The following is an 18743-nucleotide window of genomic DNA, read 5'->3' as shown; positions in this document are numbered from 1 at the left end:
GCCTGTGGCGCGACCCGGCCGCCATCATCCTGATCGTCTTCGCCTTCACCTTCGCGCTCTACAGCGTCTCCAAGGACATCAAGACCGAGGTCAACAACGCCCCGATCGGCGTGGTCGACAACGACCATTCGCCCCTGTCGCGGCGGCTCACCGACGCGTTGCAGCCGCCGCTGTTCCGCAAGCCCGTCGCCCTCACCGCCGAAACCGCCGACGCGGCGCTGGAGACGGGCGAGGTGATCTTCGTCCTGGAGATCCCGCCGGGCTTCGAGGCCGACCTGCTGCGCGGGCGCAAGCCCGGCCTGATGCTGCTGATCGACGCCACCGCCATGACCCAGGCCGGCCTGGGCGCCAGCTACATCGGCCAGATCGTCAGCAACGAGGCCGCCCAGGCCCTGGGTTCGCCGGGCGCGGAGGCCTCGCTGCCCGTGCGCGTGGTCCCGCGCACCGCGTTCAATCCCAACCACCAGGCGGTGTGGTTCGTCTCGGTGATGCAGATCGTGCTGGACCTGACGATCCTGTCGATCCTGCTGGTGGGCGCGGCCTTCATGCGCGAGCGCGAGCGCGGCACCATCGAGCGGCTCCTGGTGATGCCGGTCACCCCGATCGAAGTGGCCCTGTCGAAGATCATCGCCAACGGCGTGGTGGTGGCCGGCGCGGCCTTCTTCTCGCTGGAGTTCGTCATCCGCCGCGGCCTCGGCGTGCCGGTCAACGGCTCCACCGCGCTCTTCATGGCCTGCGTCGCGCCCTACCTGTTCTCCACCGCCGCGATCGGCATCCTGCTGGCCACCTCGGCCGGCTCGATGCCTCAGTTCGCCCTGATGTCGATCCCGGTGTTCGTCATCCTCAACCTGCTGTCGGGCGCGGTCACCCCGATGGAGAGCATGCCGGCGGCGATGCGGGCGGTGATGGAGGCCTCGCCCACCACCCAGTTCGTCGCCCTGTCCAGCGCGATCCTGTTCCGCGGCGCCGGGCTGGCCGAGATCTGGCGCCCGCTCGCGGCCATCATCGCCATCGGCGCGATCGCGCTGACGGCCGCCCTGCTTCGCTTTCGAGCCCAAATGGTCGATGCAAGCTAGTTTTCTGGCGGCTTTGTCGAGCGAGTTCGCGATGGGCGCGGCCCTCAAAAGAGGACCTTGGAACAGGCGATGTTCGCAGCGCTGCAACAGCCCTCCCAGCCCAAGCGGAATAGCCATCAGCGAAGAGCCCTATGGAACTGTTCGTTGCCGGGCGCCGCTGTAGGACGCCAATACATGGCTAGCGTCACCGCAGCGCCGCGGTAGTGGCACGGCGGAAGCGGTGCGGCGCTCCCGCCCGGACCGGCCGCGCAACTCAATCAGCTCCACCGGCCGCTACCGCCGGCGCTGCGGACCACAACCCCCAGGGCTCTCATAATGATCGTGGGACCAGAGAGGGGCAGGTCAGGCTTCATCAAGAACGCACGCCCAAGCGTCCTTTTAGACGAGAGTGGCCTCTGGAGTTCTCTTTGCCGGCGGCGAGCGTGAGGCATGCGGCCACGTTCGGGAAGGGGGACCGTCAAGCAACCTTCAACACCTCGCGCACCACGCTCGTGAGCCGCGCCAGTTCCGCATCGGTCGTCACGAAAGGCGGCGTCAGATAGACGACCTTGCCCATGGGTCGGATCCAGCAGCCCAGCTCGACGAAACGGGCGCAGAGCGCGCCCACCGCTACCAGCGCCTCGAACTCCACCACCCCGATGGCCCCGAGCACCCGGACATCGACCACGCCGGGCGCGTCGCGACAGGCCGACAGGCCTTCGCGTAGCGCGGCCTCGATGCGCCGGACATCGTCCCGCCAGGCGCCATCCTCGAACAGATCGAGCGAGGCGTTGGCGGCGGCGCAGGCCAGGGGATTGGCCATGTAGGTGGGCCCGTGCATCAGGGCCGCGCCGGGATCGTCCGACCAGAAGGCCTCGAACACCCGACGGCTCGCCACCGCCGCCGACAGCGGCAGGGTCCCGCCGGTGAGCGCCTTGGACAGGGTGACGATGTCGGGGACGACGCCGGAGCCCTCGCAGGCGAACAGGTCGCCGGTCCGCCCGAAGCCGGTGAAGATCTCGTCGAAAATCAGCAGCTGGCCGTGGCGGTCCGCCACCCGGCGCAGGGTCCTCAGCACCTCGTCGTCATGGGTCAGCATGCCCCCAGCGCCTTGGACCCGGGGCTCGACGATCAGACCCGCGATCTCGTGGCCCCTGTCCGCCAGCAGACGATCCAGCGCCGCCTCCCCCTCGGCGTCCCGGGGCAAGGCGACCACGTGCTGGGCGGGCATCACCCCAGCGAACAGGCCGTGCATCCCCTCCTCCGGGTCGCAGATGGTCATGGTGGCCAAGGTGTCGCCGTGATAGCCGCCCAGGAAGCTCACGAACCGGGTGCGCCCCGAAGCGCCCCGGTTGATCCAGAACTGCAGCGCCATCTTCATGGCGATCTCCACCGCCACCGACCCGCTCTCGGCGAAGAACACATGGTCGAGGTCGCCGGGCAGCAAGGCAGCCAGCCGGGCGGCCAGCCGATAGGCCGGCTCGTGAGCCAGGCCGCCGAACATGACGTGCGGCGCGCGGGCGAGCTGGTCGGCCACGGCCTGACGGATATGCGGATGGTTGTAGCCGTGGCAGGCGGTCCACCAGCTGGCGATCCCGTCCACAAGTTCGCGGCCGTCCGTCAGGACGATGCGCGCGCCCTCGGTGCGGGCCACGGCCAGGGGCGCGGGCGCAGTCTTCATCTGACAATAGGGCCGCCAGACATGCGCAGCGCCAGCGTCGAACCAATCGGGAGTCTCGATCATGGCCCCCTCTACCAGACTGCCGCTGCGGCGCCTTTTACCTAAGGTAAAGTTAGGGCATATCCCCTGCGTGCAAGCCTCCGACACCCTCACCGCCTTCGCCCGGACCAAGCTGACTGGCCTGGAAGCCCAGAGCCTCCGGCGCCGCCTGATCTCGACCCACAGGCAGGATGGGCTCTGGGTCGAGCGCGAGGGCCGACGGCTGCTGTCCTTCTCCTGCAACGACTATCTGAACCTCTCGCATCATCCGGCCGTGAAAGCCGCGGCCCAGGCCGCCATCGCAGCCCATGGAACCGGCGCCGGGGCGTCTCGGCTGGTGACCGGAGACCATCCGCTGTTCGCGGCGCTGGAGGCGCGGCTGGCCACGCTCAAGGGCGCCGAGGCAGCCTGCGTGTTCGGCTCCGGCTATCTCGCCAACAGCGGGATCATTCCCACCTTCATGCGGGAGGGCGACCTGATCCTGGCCGACGAGTTGGCCCATGCCTGCATCTGGTCCGGAGCCCGTCTCTCCGGCGCCAAGACGGACGCCTTCCGGCACAACGACATGGCCGACCTGGCCGCCAAGCTGTCCACCCGGCCCCGAGGCGGTCGGATCCTCATCGCCACCGACGGGGTCTTCTCCATGGATGGCGACGTGGCGCCCCTGGACGAGATCAGTGCACTGGCCCGGACCCATGACGCCTGGCTGCTCGTCGACGATGCGCACGGCCTGGGCGTGCTGGGTCCCGAGGGGCGCGGCGCGGCCTCCCTGTTCCCTGACGCCCGGGTCGACCTGTCCATGGGCACCCTGTCCAAGGCGATCGGCGGCTATGGCGCCTATGTCTGCGCCACCCGGCCGGTCATCGACCTCCTCAAGACCCGCGCGCGGACCCTGGTCTATTCCACGGGCCTGCCGCCGGCCAATGCCGCGGCCGCCCTGGCCGCCCTCGACGTGATCGCCGCCGAGCCCGAGCGTGTGGCGGCCCCCCTCGCCCGCGCGCGGCGCCTGACCTGCGCCCTGGGCCTGCCCGAAGCCCGAAGCGCCGTGGTCCCTGTCGTGCTGGGCGAGGCCGACCGCGCGCTCGCCGCCGCCCGCGCCCTGGAAGACCAGGGCTTCCTCGCCGTCGCCATCCGCCCCCCGACTGTGCCCGCCGGAACGGCGCGCCTGCGCCTGGCCTTCACCGCGGGCCACACGGAGGCCGATGTCGATCGCCTGGCCCAGGCCCTTCGTCCCCTGTTGGCCGCATGAGCCCCGCCCTCTTCGTCGCCGGCGCCCATACCGACGTGGGCAAGACCTTCTGCGCCTGCGCGCTGATCCACGCGGCGCGGGTCCGGGGCTTCGCGGTCGACGCCCTGAAGCCCGTGGTCAGCGGCTTCGACCCCGGCGACTGGAGCCAAAGCGATCCCGGCCGGCTGCTGACCGCCCTGGGCCGCCCCCTGACGGACCGCACCCTCGACGCCATTTCGCCCCTTCGGTTCCGCGCGCCGCTCTCTCCGCCCATGGCGGCTCGCCTGGAACGCCGAACCCTGTCCCTGGCGCAGTTGGAAGCCTTCTGCCGGGCCGGCCTCGCCCACTCCGCCGCCGACCTGGTGCTGGTGGAGGGGGTCGGCGGGGTCATGAGCCCCATCGCCGAGGACGCGACGGGCCTGGACCTTATGGTGACGCTCGGCCTGCCCTGCCTGCTGGTGGGCGGGTCCTATCTCGGCGCCATCAGCCATACCCTGACCGCGCTGGAGACCCTGCGGTCCCGCGCCGTGCCGGTGACGGCCCTGGTGATCAGCCAGGACGCCGATCCGGCGGCCCCGGACTTCCGCGAGACCGTGGCCAGCATCGCGGCCTTCGCCGGGGAGACCCCGGTGCTGGCGGCGCCCCGGGGCGAGCCGCAGAGTTGGCCGAGCCTGGTGCTGCGATGACCTGGCGTCCCCAGACCCGGCGGGCCTGACCCTGGACCTGCGCGCCCCCTTCGTTCTTCTCGAGGACCGCCTGTCCCCCGCCGCCGGCGGCCGCCTCTATCGCCACCCCGTCGATCTCGTCCGCTGCGACCATCCCGACCAGCTCGACGCCGCCCTGGCCCGTCTGGAGGAGGCCGGCCGCCGCGGCCTGCACGCCGCAGGCTACCTTGCCTACGAGGCCGGCCACGCTATGGAGCCGCGGCTCCAGGGCAGCGCGCGCGCCGATCCCGGCAGGCCGCTGCTGCTGTTCGGTCTGTTCCGGGACGTTTCAGCCCTGTCTGGCCCCGAGCTCGACGCGGCCCTGGCCGGGATCGGCCCGCCGCCGCCGCTCGAGGACCTCCGCCAAGGTCACGACGCCCAGACCCACGGAGCCAAGGTCCGGACAATCCTCGACCTGATCCGGGCCGGCGAGGTCTATCAGGTTAACCTCACCTTCCCCCTAGAGTTCCAATTTACGGGCAATCCTCTGTCGCTCTATGCGGCGCTCCGAACCCGCCAGCCGGTCGCCCATGGAGGCGTCGTGGCTCTGGGCGAGACCACCGTGCTCTCGGTCTCCCCGGAGCTGTTCGTCGAGATCGCCGGCGATTTGGCCACCACGCGGCCGATGAAAGGCACAACCGGGCGAGGCGCCGATCCGGCCGGCGACCGCGACGCCGCACGGGACCTCGCGGCCGACCCCAAGCAGCGGGCAGAGAACCTGATGATCGTCGACCTGCTGCGCAACGACCTGGCGCGCATCTGCAAGCCAGGCTCCGTCAGGACGCCGGCGCGGTTCACGGTGGAGACCTATCCCGGCTTCCACGCGCTGACCTCCACCGTGACCGGGCGCCTGCGGCCGGGGACCGGCCTTCGAGAACGCCTTGCGGCACTATTCCCCTGTGGGTCCGTGGTCGGTGCTCCAAAGATCCGGGCGGCCGAGATCATCGCAGAGATCGAGGAGGCCCCGCGCGGCCCATACACGGGCTCCATAGGTTGGATCTCACCGGGCGGCGACATGGCCTTCAACGTGGCGATCCGCACCGCCGTGATCGGGCCCGACGGCTTCGGCGTCTACGGGGTCGGCGGCGGGATCGTTGCCGACTCCGACCCCGCCCAGGAATATGCTGAAGCCCTGCTCAAGGGTCGGGTCCTCACGGACCTGGCCGCGCCCTACAGCCTGATCGAGACCCTGCGCTGGACCCCGGAGGCGGGCTTCGTCCGCCTCGAACGCCACCTCGACCGGCTTAGGACCTCCGCGCGCCAGCTGGGCTTCCCCTGCGACCCGCCGGAGATCGCGGCGGAGCTCTCGCGCCGGGTGTCGAGCTGGAGGCCGGCGGACCAGCGCGTCCGCGTCCAACTCGCCCGCGACGGCGAGTTGCACATCACCGCCGTCCCTCTGGAGCCACCCCTCGACCGGGTTCTGAGGATTGGCCTCGCCACCGAGACTTTGGACGCCGCGGACCCATTCCTGCGCCACAAGACCACCGTCCGGGCAAGCCATGAACGGGCCATGGTGTCAGCGACGTCGACCGGGCTCGACGAGGTCATCCTGCTGAACCGTTCCGGACGCGTGGCGGACGCTGCCCGCCACACGGTCTTCCTCGCCCGGGACGGCCGCCTGCTGACCCCGCCCGTGACCTCGGGCGCTCTGCCCGGCGTCCTGCGCGCGACCCTGCTCGCCTCAGGCGAGGCCCTGGAAGCCGACTTGTCCGCCGACGATCTGGTCACGGGACAGGTTTATCTCGGCAACAGCCTGCGCGGCATGCAGCCTGCCCAGCTGCGGGACCGATGATCGCAATCTCAGTTTGAGAAGGTCCCAATCCAGCATCACGAATGCGCCATTTGCTGACATTGGGGCCGGGTCGCACAACCGACCTTCGGCCGGTTGTCCAGCCAACGCCCCGGCCTTGCATCGACAAGCAGTGCAGTTCGCCCGTCGGCAATCGCGCTCCGCCGTTGAACGCTGCCGCAACGTAATGTATCTGTTCTGGGTTCGTACCGATTCTCCCCAATCGGCCCTGGAGCACACCCGTTGAAGCATCCCACTTGGTCGGACGCTGAACTTCTACACCACGACTTCGATATCCTCGGACGCCCGGACATCGATCCGGGGCTGAGCAAATCCAAGCCGCACCCCGAGACAGAATTCCGCTTCACACAGTCATACAACATCACCCCGCCTCGGGACCTTCCGAACCGGTTGAAGGTCCAACCCTACGTCTGGTGCTCTCTTTGTCAGGAGGCCACTCACTGGAAAGGGTGGCGCGCCGAGTACGTGGTCGGTGGGCAGACCCGCAGCTGCCTAGTCGGCCAGGACTGCGCTCGCCGGCAAGGCGGCGAAGTGATCAAGATCGCCGCAAATGACTTCGACGCGCGAAAAGCTCGCGCGCTGGTGTTGCGGGACCGGGAGGCGTTGTTGCCAGTGTTGCCTACGGTGCGGGCCGCCCTTGCGTCCTGGAACCAGAGCCCCGGCGTTGCCGCCGTCATGACATGGCGGAATGCGCTCAAGTCGATCGCTGACGGGTTCGCCGCAGACCTGGCTCGGGCCGCTGCCTTGTCGCCTCCGGTAATGATGATCGAGCAGCAGGTACGGGACCTTGCCGCCGAGGAGCGCCGTGACAGGCGTTCCAACAGCCGTCGCGAGGCCGATCCTATCTACCGGGTCGAGCACAAGGTGCTGGCCAGGATTGATGGCGCAGCCCTCTACGCCGGCCCAAACCCCAACGCCCGGATAGCCATGCTCATCGACAAATTGGACATGGCCCATGCGGTCCTGCGCGGACCGAGCGAAGGTAAGCGCACGAAGGAGCTGCGCGATGCGGTGCGTCAGCTGCGCGAGGTGGCCGAGGGCGCGAACGAACTCGCCGGCATCTACAAAGGCGCGGAAAAGGGTCTCGAGGACCGGGCCCTCGACCAGCTTGTCGTCTGGTACAACCATTCTGGCCGCGCGAATGGGTTTCTGACGGGCAAAGGCGGCCTGGCTCGGGTGGGCCGGCAGCTGGTGCTGCGTGTCTTGTACGACGCGTCGCACAAGATCCACGCTCCCGACCCGGCGCCGATCGAACGCCCGGCGATCTTGGGCGCTCTGGAGAGTGCGCTGATGGGCAGAAGCTCCACCATCGGGACTGAACACCTAGCCTGCTGCGCGGACGCTTCAGACTCCTCTTCAGACAGCGGCGGGCAACAATGCCAGTGTTGAGATTTGTCGCTCGCGGCAAGGACGGCTGACGGCGCACGGCGCTCTCGGTCAGCGATGGTTTAGCGCCAACGGCGGACATTCGAATCTGGCCCGGAAGCGGACCTCTAAGCTCCCTGCATCAGCTTGCCGCCGGGCACCTCGGGGGCAAGCGTCAGGTGTGTAGGCTGCGAACGAGGTAACCGCCCAGTGCGGGTCAATGGTCGAGCTTGTAATGGGCCCGCCCGCGTTGGCCCGTCAGGTCCTGGCAAAGGCCGGCATTAGCCGGACAAACATGCCGATCGTCAGCAGTGCGTGGGTATTGCAGAAGCTCTCGAGCTGAAATTCGCACGCCTCGCGATTTGAATTGCTGAGAACTTCCATTGCGTCGAACACCGGCCCCTTCTTTTTGTGGGTGGCGTTTCGTTCAATCAGGGCAAAGGCGGCTTCCGGAGTGACGTGCCCGAACTTTTCGCGGAAAGCGCGGGACCGGATGAAATAGCGGATCGGATCGCCGTTATCGCCTGAGCCGATTTCCGGGTAGCGCGGGTGGGCGGTCACCATGCCGAACACCGCTGCATTGGGATCGCGGTCTTCGATCATGCGCCAGAACGTCGTCGTGAGGGTGTTACCAAACCGCTTTGCAAGCCCGGAGATGGCTTTGAATCCAAGAGCGCTGTCGCGGGCTTCTTGCGCGAACCGGTTCTGCAGGAACAGCATCTGTGCAGCACCGAAGTTGGCCTCAGCTTCGATCGCCGCGTGGCAGGCGGGATCAAGCGTGAACTCGTTGTCCCCGAACAGGAATTGGCGGTGCCATGGGATGAGGCTGTGCCCCACCTCGTGACCCTCGATCCACCGGTGCTTGGGCTTCGGCACCGTCTCGTCGATCAGGATCCGTTTGGTGTCCGGCACCCAGAGCGCCGACAGCTTGGCCTTCGTCACGGCTTCAACCAGCAGCATGGGCCGCGCGAGGATCTGCTTGCCGGCGACGGTCAGCCTAGCGGCGACATCCTGCAGCAGGGTGGTGTTGGCGGTGCTGTAGTAGCCTAGATTGAGGCCGAGCAGGGCGCGGACCTCGGGGAGCTTGAGAGGCGGCTCCGGATTGCCAAGGTCGCTGAGGATGCGTGACACGATCTTGCGGATATCTTCCGCCTCGTAGTCACCCACCCCCTCCCCGCTCATGAGTCAGTTCGCCTGCTTGGTGAGGTACTTTACGTACTCGTTCAGGACGCGCTGCTCCTCGCGACTGAGCTTCGACATGTCGTCGGACTTGGCCGCGAAGCGCATCGCCTCCTCCGCAAAACCCTCATCCCGCGTGACGGCCGCCCCGGACAGCTTGAGAAGCGACCGCTCCGGCACCTTCATCACCGCAGCGAGCTGGTGCACGACTCGAGGCCGAGGCGGCGCTTGAGGGTTCCGCTCAATCTGACGGAGGTCTTCGACGTCGACCCGCGCCCGCCGGGATAGTTCTTCGATCGTCCACTGCTGCTGTCGACGAAACTGGCGGACGAACACGCCAAACGCCGCCAGCAACGCGGGCGCCTGCGGGGCGGCCGTGGCGATGTCCGGGGGAAGGAACATCCCGATCGACTCCAATGCATGGATGAAGGGGCCAGCCTCTGCATCCATGTCTGGATCTGACTCAACCTTGCGGCGGAGCCAGTCTTGAGAAATCAACATTTTCATCATCGCTCCTCTCGCTAGCTGACAAACGCCTGGGCCTGGGCCGAGGTCATTTCAAAATATCGCATGGTGGTCCCGTCGATGCCGAGGTCGGTCATACCGCAGACATCGCGATACCAGGACTCGGCTTGGGGCAAGGCGTGCAGGCCGATCCGGCCCTCGAATTCTTGGTCGAAGCTCAAGCTGATCGCGGCCGCCATGAGAAGCCGCCCGATCCCCTTGAACTGCGGCTGAGCCACGAGACGAAACCGATTCCAGGGCGCCGTCGCCAGCAGATCGATCTCAACCAGGAACTTGCCGCGACCGCTCGCTTCTCGGGCCGTCGTGTCCATGCGGACGAACATCAAGCCCTGCGTCACGTCCTCGGCTTCCACGGCGAAGGAGGTCCAGGACATCATGTCCTGGCGATCCAGCCGCTTCTGCGCCCACTCCCAGTGCGCGTCCTGAAGATTGTGCTCGCCGACCACCTCGAGCGTCAGGTCGCCCTTTGCCCGCAGCTCCGCGAGGCGCGCGTCGAACATCGGCTTCCACTTTTGGGCGAAGTCTTCGACGTGCCGTTCGTCAAGCGACTGCCAGAGCGACACCTCAACCTCCCGCCCTTTCAGGCGGTCCATGAGGAGGTAGGTTCCGAGCCGGTCAGACATGACTCAGCTCAGCACCATCAGCTCGGCTTTCTCCTTGGTGGTCGGGTGCTCGACGAACACCTTCTCGCCGTTCTCTAGCCGCGTGGAGATGGATTGGTAGAGCCGCAGGGCCTGGCGCACCAAGGCGGTCTTCGACAACCCTTTCTCGTCGGCTAGCCGCTCAACCACGTCCATCTCGTGGGCGCTGAGGTTCAGCGTCATCGTTCGTTTCTCATTCATCGGAATCACCAGGGCAAGGAGGCCTCGTAAATGGCGCCGACCACCGCGCCTGTCAACAGAAAATAGCCACGTAATAGCTATTGACTCCATATTTTTTAGCTACTATTTCCACAATCACACTCCCCGAAATAGAGGATCGTTATGGAACCCCAAGCTCCCTCCCGCCCCCCGAACGGCAAAGTCGCCGAGGTCATCATCCACGAGACTGCTCACGTGGAAGCGACCGAACACGACGGCGAAATCGTCATCGACGAGGTCGTCGACATCGAGGTCTACGTCCGCGAGCAGAAGACCGTGCCCCTGGCCCGGGCCTACCGCATCCGGATCGACAAGCCCTACTATGTGGTCGAGGTCCCGAAGATGACGGGCCGCCAGATCCTGGAACTGGCCGGCAAGAATCCGCCGGAGGACTACGTCCTGCGCCAGATCATCCACGGCCAGCCCGTGAAGGTGGAACACAACGCTGTCGTCGACTTCCGCACCCCCGGCGTCGAGAAGTTCAAGACCATGCTCAAGACCGCGCAGGACGGCACCCTCTGATGGCGCGCCGCGACTTCCGACTGCCGGCCGCCGACGAAGCTTTCCTGGACAGCTTGGGGGTCGCTTGGGACGCGGTCCAGGAAGGCGGCGTTCAATGGACCATCCTGCGCCAATACCGGCTCCCGCCGGGCTACATGCCCGAACAGGTCGACGTCGCCATCCAGATCAGCGCCGGCTACCCGGACGCCGCCTTGGACATGGCGTTTTTCCTGCCCCATATCCGGCGGGTCGACGGTCGGCCGATCCCTGCCACCGATGGGCGGGTCGCCGTGCTCGGTGCCGCCTGGCAGCAGTGGTCGCGCCACCGCACCGGGGCCAATCCCTGGATCCCAGGCGAAGACGATCTGGCCAGCCATGTCCACTACATGGACGCTTGGCTCGCCGCCGAATTCGAAAGGGTGCGGTAATGACCAACCGCCTTCGGCTGACCGGCGGCCAGGTCCGCCGCCTCCACGCCCATCTCTTCCAGGACGGAAAGGAAGCGGTCGCCATCGCGCTTTGCGGCCAGCGCCGCGGCGCCGGCCACCAACTGCTGGTCCACAAGCTGATCCTGATCCCGCATGACGATTGTGATCTCAGGACGCCAACGACGGTCGCCTGGTCGACCGACCTGATCATCCCTGCGCTCATCGAGGCCAACCAGCGCGGCTGGAGCGTGGTCAAATTCCACAGTCACCCGGGCGGTTACAACGCCTTCTCCGAACAGGACGACAAGTCGGACGCGGCGCTCTTCCCGTCGATCGCGGGCTGGATCGATCATGACGTTCGCCACGCCAGCGTGGTCATGCTGCCGGACGGCGCCATGTTCGGTCGCACCGTTGACGACCTCGGGCAGTTCCAGCCGATCGAGGCGATCGTGGTGGCCGGCGAGGTCCTGCAGGTCTGGCGCTACGCCGACGTCACTGGCGACGGCCTGATCGTTCCCACCCCGACCTACGCCCTACGTCACGCCCAGGCGTTTGGCGCACTCACCACGCGTCGGCTCGGCGGCTTGACGGTCGCGGTCATCGGGTGCTCGGGCACGGGCAGCATCGTGATCGAACAGCTCTACCGGCTGGGCGTCGGTCGCCTCGTGATCATCGACCCTGACGTGGTCAAGGACCATAACCTCAACCGTATCCTCAACACCACTACGGCCGACGCCCAGGCAAAGCGCCCCAAGGTCCAGGTGATCCACGATGTCCTGGTGAAGGTCGGCCTTGGCCCGGAGGTCTTGCCGATCGCCCGGAGCCTCTACTCGGCCGAGGCCATCCGGGCGGTCGCCGAATGCGACATCGTCTTCGGCTGTGTGGATTCCGCCGAGGCCCGCTACCTGATGAACCGCATCGCGGCTTTCTACGTCCTGCCGTACTTCGACGTCGGCGTGGCCCTGGACGCCGACGACGCCGGCTTGATCACTCAGGTCTGCGGCTACATCCACTACGTCCAACCCGACCTCTCCAGCATGGTCAGCCGCGGCGCGGTATCGATGGAGGACGTGCGGGCTGAGGGCGAGCGGCGGCGTAATCCAGAGCACTATGCTGAGCTACGGCGCGCCGGCTACATCCGGAACGTGAAGGAAGATCGGCCGGCGGTGATCAGCGTCAACACGGTCTTCTCGGGGCTGATCGTCAATGAGTTCCTCGCCCGGCTACACGACTTCCGAGACGACCCGGGCGACCTCTACGCCACCGTGGGCTTCAGCCTGAGCCAGATGGCGCTCTACCCTGAGCCCGAGACCGGAGTCCCTTGCCGGCTGTTCGCGCGTCATGTCGGGCGAGGCGATACCGAGTTGCTGCTCGACATGCCCGAGTTCAGCGCTGAGGCCGACGCGTGATCGGGTTTGCCCGACATCTTGGCCGCCAGGTGTTGGAGCTCTGGCGGGCGTTTCGACCGGCGCTTCCGTGGAGCCGTCGCTATAGGACGCTATTCGTCGAGGACCTGCCCGATCATCTAGAGCGCAAAAGTCTCTACGTTGTCGGGGCGCCGCCCTGCCCGCACTACGCGGCCATGGCCTGCCCGTATCGGCGATGCGCCACGGTCCTGACCATGAACCTATTGCCAGACGACCACCCGCAATGGCGGCTGGCCGTGAACCAGCAAGGTCTACCGACGCTTGCGCCCTCCGTATGGCGCCAGACCGAATGCGGCTGTCATTTCTTCCTTCGCGAGGGACGCATTGACTGGTGTTGACCAGGCGGGCCACCCCCGTCCGTCGAGCACCGGATCTTCCCAAGGTCGCCTACGAGTCAGCGACAGCTGGTCGGGTTCGACTCCCCTAGGAAGTCGAACTTCGCGCACTAGTGCAGACCTTCCCAAGTTCCCTGATGAGCCAGGCCCTGTCACTAAGCCGGCCCGGATCCGCCGCGCGAGTGCTGCGGTGCCAACCTGCTCGGAAACGGACCTCCCCAAGGTCTCCGAAGAGCCCGTCCCCGTCATTCTCAGAAAGTTCGAGCTAGATGCTTGGAAGCGGACTTCTCAATGGACCTCTTTGAGCCCAATCACCACACGAGCAACCGCCGCACGCGGGTAGATGCCGCTGTGCGCCTAGCCGCGATCCGGGGCTGCAGGTAATCTTGGAACGCGGGCGCCGTCGGATGGGCGCCGCTCCGATGCGCCGGGGGCCGTCCCTGGACGGCGGCGGGGGGCGGTGCCGACGCCGCGGGCCTCTGTTCGCACGAGGTTTCCAACGCCCGCCCCCATTCGCAGCCGGACGATCCTCGGCTTGCGGGATCGGCGCGGTTGAGCGAGGATTCCCCCTGCCGGCGCGGTTGCGTCGGCAGGGGCGTGGAAACCCCTGTGCGAATTCGTTGGCTTGTCGCGCCCGATCTGCGGGACCTTCTGGTCGTGCGTCGGCGTCACATCCCGGCCTGACGGCCGGGACGGTGCGCGGCTTTGCGCAGGCTTCCCGCGCGGGGCGGTCCGCCCACTCGCCCCTTCCTTGCGGACCGGGAGCGACGCGATGGCGCGCGCGCAGGACGACGGTGACGGGCCTTCGGGCTCGCTGGAGGGGCTCTATCGGCGTTATTCGGCCTGGCTGGGCCGCAAGCTCCGGCGCCGGTTCGGACAGGCCCTCGGCGAGGAGGCCGAAGATCTCGTCCAGGAGGCCTATCTGCGGATCGCGCCCTACGAGGCGGCCGGCGTGGTGCGCCATCCCAAGGCGCTCTTGCTGCGCGTCGCCAACAACCTGGCGCTCAACCATCTGCGGCGGGTCGGCCGGGCGGGCGGCGCGGCTCTGCGCATTGAAGAAGTCACAGAAAGCGACGAACATGGCCTCGCCGCCAGCCAGGACGAAGCGGTGCTGCTTCAGCAGATCGTTTCGGCCCTGCCGCCGCCCTTGAGGGATGTGTTCGTCTTGAGCCGCTTCGCCGGAATGACCAACCAGGACATCGCCGAGGCCTGCGGCCTTTCGGTGAAGACGGTCGAGTGGCGGATGACCCGGGCGCTGGCGATCGTCACCTTGCGATTGCGCGACTAGGGCCTCGGCCATGTCCTCACCCAATCCGATCCCCGATGAGCGCGCCGTCAAGGAGGCCGCCGCCTGGTTTTCGCGGCTCAACACCCGCTCCGTATCATCGGAAACGCTCGAGGGGTTTCGGCTCTGGCGCCAGGGAGCGGGGAACCGCGAAGCCTATGCGGAAGTGGAGCGCGCCTGGCGACGCTCCACCGCCCTGGAGGGCGGGGCCGAGACGGACGCGGCGGTCGCCGACGCGTTGGCGCGGGGACGCAGCCGCCGCACGGAGGCGACGGCGCGCCGGTGGCGGAGCGCAGCCATGCTCGGCCTGACCCTGGCGCTGGCCGCCACCTTGGGCCTGGGCGTTGCCTGGCAGGCTGGCGCCTTCGGCGAGCGGTACGGCGCCGGCGTCGGCGAACAACGCCTCATCCAGCTCGCCGACGGCTCGCGCATCCGCCTCGACACCAACACCCAGCTCGTCGTGCATCTCTCCGCCCACCTGCGACGGATCGAACTGAAGCAGGGCCAGGCGTTGTTCGAGGTCGCCCATGATGCGAGCCGTCCCTTCGTCGTCGAGGCAGGCGCCGCGAAGGTTCGAGCGCTCGGCACGCAGTTTGACGTGCGGCGCGACGCCACCCACGTTCAGGTCACCCTCCTGGAGGGGCGGGTCGAAGTCAGGCCGGGCCGCCAGCCGGACAATCAAGTCGTGGTCCTGCGCCCGGGCGAGCAGGTGGTCGCCGACGGCGGCCTAGGCGCGCCCAGGTCGATCGACACCGCCGCCACGACGAGCTGGACCGATGGGCGGCTGCTCTTCCACGCCATTCCCCTGCGCCAGGCCATCGCTGAAATGAACCGCTACAGCCGCCGCCAGATCGTGCTCGAGGCGCCTGGGCTCGCCGAGGAATCCGTCTCGGGCGCCTTCGACACCGGCAACATCGACGGTTTCGTGTCGGCGGTGGGCGACCTCCACGGTCTGCGCGCCGAAACCGACGACACGGAAATCCGGCTCGTTCCAGGCAAATCCTAGGCCTCGGAAGAATTTCTCGAACACCTCCAGGGTTAGCCGGGGGTTCCGGTGTCTACCCCTCAGACGCCGAACAACGCATCATCCTGCCCGTCTCCAAGTCGGGCGCGTCGGTGTCTTGAGGGGGAACCACCGACGATCATGTCCCATCGCTTCCGCAATCACCTGTTCGCCTCGCTCGCGGCGCCCGCCCTTTGCCTGTCGCCGATCGCCGCGTCGGCCGCGCAGGCCCAACCGCCCACGACGGCCCCTGCTGCAGCCGAAGCGCTCGTCGCCTTCGACATCCGGGCCGGCGCCCTGGACGCCTCCCTGGTGGCCTTCATGCGCCAAGCCCATGTCCAGCTCATCTACACCGCCCAATCCGTCCGCGGCCGGCGCGCCGCCGCCGTCCAGGGTCGCCTCAGCGCCTCAAGCGCCCTCTCCCGCCTGCTCGCCGGGACCGACCTGGAGGCCCAGCAGGCGTCACCGGGCGTCCTGGTCCTCAAGCCTCGCCCGGCCTCCATATCCTCCGCGCCGGGCTGGGCCGCCCCGCCGCCCGACCCCACCGCTGGCGGCGGGGCGGTGAGCCTCGCCGCAGCGACGTCGTCGGCGCCGGTCGGCGGCTCGGCGCCGCCCAAGACCGAACCGGCTGTGCTCAGCGAGCTCGTGGTCACCGGCAGCTTGATCCACGGCGCGGGGCCCAGCGCGTCCCCCATCGTGACGATCTCGCGTGACGACCTCGATCGCTCGGGGCGCGCGACCCTGGCCGACTACCTGGCCACCCTGCCCCAGAACTTCTCGGGCGCCGTGACGCCCAGCAGCTTCCTCGCGGGCACGGACCGGCTCGGCACCAACAGCATCGTCGCCCAGGGCGTCAACCTGCGCGCGCTGGGCCCATCGGCGACGCTCGTCCTGGTGGGCGGCCGGCGCATGGCCGGCGCCGGCCTCAAGGGCGACTTCGCCGACGTCTCCGCGATCCCCACGGCCGCGATCGCCCGTGTCGAGATCCTGCTCGACGGCGCCTCGGCGCTCTATGGGTCCGACGCCGTGGGCGGCGTGATCAATGTGATCCTGCGCGATGACTTCGACGGCGTGGAGACCCGCGCCCGGGTGGGCGGCGCCGACGACGGCGGGGCCGAGCGGCAGGTCGGCCAGACCTTCGGCCGAACCTGGTCAGGCGGCCACGCGCTCCTGACCTATGAATACTATCACCAAGACCCGCTGGCCTCTTCGGCGAGGCCTTTCACCGCCGACGCCGACCTGCGTTCGCTGGGCGGGACCGACCATCGGCAATTCTACAGCCACCCCGGCAACATCATGCAGCTCGATCCGCTCAGCGGCGTCTATGTGCCCGGCTGGGCCATCCCGCCGGGCCAGGCCGGCACGGGGCTGACGCCAGCAAGCTTCCTGGCCGGCCAGGTCAACCTCGAGAACCAGCGCCAGCGGACGGACATCCTTCCCGACCAGACGCGCCACAGCGTCTACGCCAGCGTCGGACAGGCGCTCGGCGAACACCTCGACTTCAATGCCGACGCCCGTTTCAGCAACCGTGACTTCGCCTACGACCTGCCCGGCGCGGTCAGCCTGCTGACGATCAAGACCAACAACCCCTACTTCGTCTCGCCCAACGGCGCGACCTCGAACCAGATCGCCTACGACTTCACCGATGAACTCGGCCCACTGCACCAGACAGGCTCGTCCAAGAGCCTGGGCCTGACCGCGGGGCTCGACGCCCACCTCGGACGCACCTGGACGCTGGAAGCCTACGGCGCCTACGCCGACGAACTCTCCCGGCGGGCCACGGACCACCGCCTCAACACCCGGTTCCTGTCGGAGGCCCTGGGGACCATCGCCGACGATCCGACCACCCCCTTCAGCACCGCGCGCGATGGCTACTTCAATCCCTACGGCGCGAGCGGCGCGAACTCGGCTGCGGTCCTGAGCTTCATCGGCAGCGGCTGGAATCATACCCGGTTCGAAAGCCAGGTCACGTCAGCGAACTTCAAGGCGGACGGAACCTGGCTCGCCCTGCCGGGCGGCGACCTCAAGGTCGCGGTCGGCGGCCAGGTGCGGTGGGAACGCTTCCAGACCCGGACCGAAAGCCTCGTGTCGAAGGCGACGCCGACGACCACGCTCGAAGGGCCCTACGACCGCACGGTGAGCGCCGCCTTCCTGGAGCTGCGCGCGCCGCTGGTGGGTCCCGGCAACGCCCTGCCGGGCGTCGAGCGGCTGGAGCTGTCGCTCGCCGGCCGCATCGAACGCTACAGCGACGTCGGGGTCACTCGCAATCCCAAGATCGGCGTGCTCTGGGCGCCGGCGGACGGTTGGTCGCTACGGGCCAGCTACGGGACCTCCTTCCGCGCGCCTGCCCTCTCCGACATCTACGAGCTGCAGGACGCCGGCCCGGGCCTCTTGCCCTTTGGCGGGACGAGCAAGCTCGTGCTCCTGCGGGTCGGCGGCAACCTCAATCTCAAGCCCGAAACCGCCAAGTCCTGGACCATCGGCCTCGACGTGGCCCCGCCGCGGGTTCCGGGCCTGAAGGTCAGCCTGACCGGCTTCGACACCCGCTTCGTCGGCCGGATCGCCCAGCCGGTCGCGGACGATATCTACAACGCCCTCTCCAACCCGGTCTATGCGCCGTTCATCCACGCCGTGAACCCTGCAAACCCCGCCGACCTGGCCCTGGTCACCCAACTCCTCGCCCAATCGACTTCGTCCGCGGCGGGCCTCTTCCCGGCCAGCGCCTACACTGCGATCGTCGATGCGCGCTTCCTCAACACCGGGGGCCTGCACGTGAGGGGGCTCGACGCCTCCGTCTACTGGGGCTTCGACGCCGGCCCGGAGCGTTTCGATCTCACCGGCAGCGCCACCTGGCTCGCCGACTACGAGCGGCAGGTCACGCCGACGGCGGCCTGGGTCGAGCTGGCGGGCACAGCGGGCCAGCCCGCGCGGGTCCGCGCCCAGACAGCCGCGACCTGGACCCACCAGGCCTTCGCCACCACCGTCGGCCTGAACTTCGCGGACGGGTCGCGGGATGCGAGCGGCAAACAGGTCGGCGCCTGGACGACCGCGGACCTGCAACTCGCCTGGCGATCCCCGGCCGAGACGGGCTTGACGCACGACCTCGCCCTGATGCTTTCGATCCGCAACCTCTTCGACGCCGATCCGCCCTTCTACGACTCTCCCCAAGGCATCGGCTACGACCCAGCCAACGCCGACCCGCTGCGGCGCGTGATCAGCTTCCAAGTCGCCAAGCGCTGGTAGTCTCATGCCCGGCCGCAGTCTTTCCCGCACCCTTCACCTGGGTCTGGCGGCGCTCGCCATCTTCGGCGCTACGCC

General features: G+C 68.1%; 17 protein-coding genes. 12 read left to right on the top strand and 5 right to left on the bottom strand.

Going from position 1 to position 18743, the window contains the following annotated elements; translation table 11 throughout:
- A partial coding sequence (locus tag ACE3TA_RS08185) for an ABC transporter permease (protein ID WP_374572386.1) occupies window positions 1-1076 on the top strand: 1076 nt, incomplete at its 5' end.
- 457 nt (window positions 1077-1533) lie between these two features.
- On the opposite strand, the gene ACE3TA_RS08180 is transcribed toward ACE3TA_RS08185, so the two are convergent.
- Complete coding sequence (locus ACE3TA_RS08180; RefSeq protein ID WP_374572384.1) at window positions 1534-2799, bottom strand: adenosylmethionine--8-amino-7-oxononanoate transaminase; 1266 nt, start codon at window positions 2797-2799, stop codon at window positions 1534-1536.
- 67 nt (window positions 2800-2866) lie between these two features.
- Between ACE3TA_RS08180 and bioF the strand changes: the two genes are divergently transcribed.
- The 4 genes from bioF (at window position 2867) to ACE3TA_RS08160 (ending at window position 7906) form a co-directional block, all read left to right on the top strand.
- Entirely contained in the window at window positions 2867-4024 is a 1158-nt protein-coding gene (bioF, locus tag ACE3TA_RS08175; protein ID WP_374572382.1) for an 8-amino-7-oxononanoate synthase, read from the top strand.
- Window positions 4021-4689 (top strand): dethiobiotin synthase, encoded by a 669-nt coding sequence (gene bioD / locus ACE3TA_RS08170; protein ID WP_374572380.1) that lies wholly within the window; start codon window positions 4021-4023, stop codon window positions 4687-4689. Before bioF ends, bioD begins: the two co-directional genes overlap by 4 nt.
- Window position 4690: 1 nt before the next feature.
- A complete protein-coding gene (gene pabB, locus ACE3TA_RS08165; RefSeq protein WP_374572406.1) occupies window positions 4691-6499 on the top strand; it encodes an aminodeoxychorismate synthase component I in 1809 nt (602 codons plus the stop codon).
- Between the two features lie 240 nt (window positions 6500-6739).
- Complete coding sequence (locus tag ACE3TA_RS08160) at window positions 6740-7906, top strand: hypothetical protein (RefSeq protein WP_374572378.1); 1167 nt, start codon at window positions 6740-6742, stop codon at window positions 7904-7906.
- Window positions 7907-8140: 234 nt separating this feature from the next.
- On the opposite strand, the gene ACE3TA_RS08155 is transcribed toward ACE3TA_RS08160, so the two are convergent.
- Genes ACE3TA_RS08155 through ACE3TA_RS08140 form a run of 4 tightly spaced genes read right to left on the bottom strand, consistent with a single transcriptional unit; the run spans window position 8141 to window position 10410 of the window.
- A complete protein-coding gene (locus tag ACE3TA_RS08155; protein WP_374572376.1) occupies window positions 8141-9049 on the bottom strand; it encodes an ImmA/IrrE family metallo-endopeptidase in 909 nt (302 codons plus the stop codon).
- A gap of 18 nt (window positions 9050-9067) precedes the next feature.
- Entirely contained in the window at window positions 9068-9568 is a 501-nt protein-coding gene (locus tag ACE3TA_RS08150; protein WP_374572374.1) for a helix-turn-helix domain-containing protein, read from the bottom strand.
- Between the two features lie 14 nt (window positions 9569-9582).
- Window positions 9583-10209 (bottom strand): hypothetical protein, encoded by a 627-nt coding sequence (locus ACE3TA_RS08145; RefSeq protein WP_374572372.1) that lies wholly within the window; start codon window positions 10207-10209, stop codon window positions 9583-9585.
- A gap of 3 nt (window positions 10210-10212) precedes the next feature.
- Window positions 10213-10410: a ribbon-helix-helix protein, CopG family gene (locus ACE3TA_RS08140; RefSeq protein WP_374572370.1), complete on the bottom strand. Its 198-nt coding sequence runs from the start codon at window positions 10408-10410 to the stop codon at window positions 10213-10215.
- A 231-nt stretch (window positions 10411-10641) separates the two neighbouring features.
- Here ACE3TA_RS08140 and ACE3TA_RS08135 point away from each other — a divergent pair, with 231 nt between their 5' ends.
- The 7 genes from ACE3TA_RS08135 to ACE3TA_RS08105 all read left to right on the top strand — a co-directional run bounded on the left by ACE3TA_RS08135 (window position 10642) and on the right by ACE3TA_RS08105 (window position 18668).
- Window positions 10642-10968: a multiubiquitin domain-containing protein gene (locus ACE3TA_RS08135; RefSeq protein WP_374572368.1), complete on the top strand. Its 327-nt coding sequence runs from the start codon at window positions 10642-10644 to the stop codon at window positions 10966-10968.
- On the top strand, window positions 10968-11375 hold the full coding sequence (locus ACE3TA_RS08130) for an E2/UBC family protein (protein ID WP_374572366.1): 408 nt from the start codon (window positions 10968-10970) through the stop codon (window positions 11373-11375). The genes ACE3TA_RS08135 and ACE3TA_RS08130 overlap by 1 nt, the downstream gene beginning before the upstream one ends.
- Entirely contained in the window at window positions 11375-12784 is a 1410-nt protein-coding gene (locus ACE3TA_RS08125) for a ThiF family adenylyltransferase (RefSeq protein WP_374572364.1), read from the top strand. Before ACE3TA_RS08130 ends, ACE3TA_RS08125 begins: the two co-directional genes overlap by 1 nt.
- A 173-nt stretch (window positions 12785-12957) precedes the next feature.
- Entirely contained in the window at window positions 12958-13140 is a 183-nt protein-coding gene (locus ACE3TA_RS08120) for a DUF6527 family protein (protein ID WP_374572404.1), read from the top strand.
- Between the two features lie 769 nt (window positions 13141-13909).
- Window positions 13910-14425 carry an RNA polymerase sigma factor gene (locus tag ACE3TA_RS08115; protein WP_374572362.1) on the top strand — a complete coding sequence of 172 codons (516 nt, stop codon included), beginning with the start codon at window positions 13910-13912 and terminating at the stop codon, window positions 14423-14425.
- A 10-nt stretch (window positions 14426-14435) separates the two neighbouring features.
- Entirely contained in the window at window positions 14436-15428 is a 993-nt protein-coding gene (locus tag ACE3TA_RS08110; RefSeq protein WP_374572360.1) for a FecR domain-containing protein, read from the top strand.
- 138 nt (window positions 15429-15566) lie between these two features.
- Complete coding sequence (locus ACE3TA_RS08105; RefSeq protein ID WP_374572358.1) at window positions 15567-18668, top strand: TonB-dependent receptor domain-containing protein; 3102 nt, start codon at window positions 15567-15569, stop codon at window positions 18666-18668.
- The last annotated feature ends 75 nt before the right edge of the window (window positions 18669-18743 follow it).

The organism is Phenylobacterium sp. (assembly GCF_041916435.1).
Classification (GTDB): Bacteria; Pseudomonadota; Alphaproteobacteria; order Caulobacterales; family Caulobacteraceae; genus Phenylobacterium.
Note: the sequence above shows the minus strand (reverse complement) of the source record. Positions and strands in the feature narration are given on the sequence as shown.